Raw genomic sequence first — 767 nt, 5'->3', positions numbered from 1 at the left:
GAAAGCTCGAGTTGTAAAGACTTAACAATCGCAAAATTATTAACACTTAGATGAGCCAGCATTTTATTTACCTGTATAACTGAACAATACTGTATAAGAGAACAGTATATACTGTTTCTTTATACAGTAAAGTCAGGTAAGGAAAATTTTCTTTGTAGGCTGTTTTTTTGTGATGAAGTGGGAAAAATGAGCCGATGTGATTACAACGACTCATTAAAATTGAACAGGTTACGGACGAGTTGGGTTAATCGTTAGTGGTTCTAGTGTGACGACTGCATTCACACCTGCACCTGGGTGATCTACGTATGAAGTATCTTGCATTAGAGTGTAGTAAACGTCGACGAAGTCATCATCATTCGTGAGTACACCATCGGGGATAGTGTCGATGATCTTGTTCGTGATTTGCGGAATAATCGCGTAAGCCTGAACTTCTGGATCTGGAATCGCTTTCAATACTTCTTCGGCAACTTGAACAAGGAGTTTTGCCAATTGTTTATAGTCTGTGCCGTCATCTTGCTCCATGAGCACAATGTCTGCCGCACCCCAGCGGTAACGAGACCAGTGAATAATGATCTGATTTGGATAGTAATCTTGGTTATCGTAGTCTAAGTATGGAAGCTCCACCAAATCGAGAGTAGGTTCATCACGACTTGGATTGACGCCCGTTACGATAGCGTAGATTTCTGCCTTGCCAGAGATCCAAGGTTCTTTGTCATCGGCTAGACGGATCTTTTTCAACTGCGTGGTTTGAATTGGAGCCGCTTCGC

Annotated in this window: 1 protein-coding gene; it reads right to left on the bottom strand. The window is 42.0% G+C overall.

Features of this window, described 5'->3' with window-relative positions; translation table 11 throughout:
• Positions 1 to 228 precede the first annotated feature (228 nt).
• Positions 229 to 767: DUF3103 family protein (locus IQR33_RS01285; protein WP_193843448.1), on the bottom strand; the 539-nt coding region annotated here is incomplete at its 5' end.

Origin of the sequence: Vibrio sp. OPT46, from assembly GCF_015163535.1 — a bacterium.
Taxonomy (GTDB): Bacteria; Pseudomonadota; Gammaproteobacteria; order Enterobacterales; family Vibrionaceae; genus Vibrio; species Vibrio alginolyticus.
This window is presented reverse-complemented; position numbering and strand designations above follow the sequence as displayed.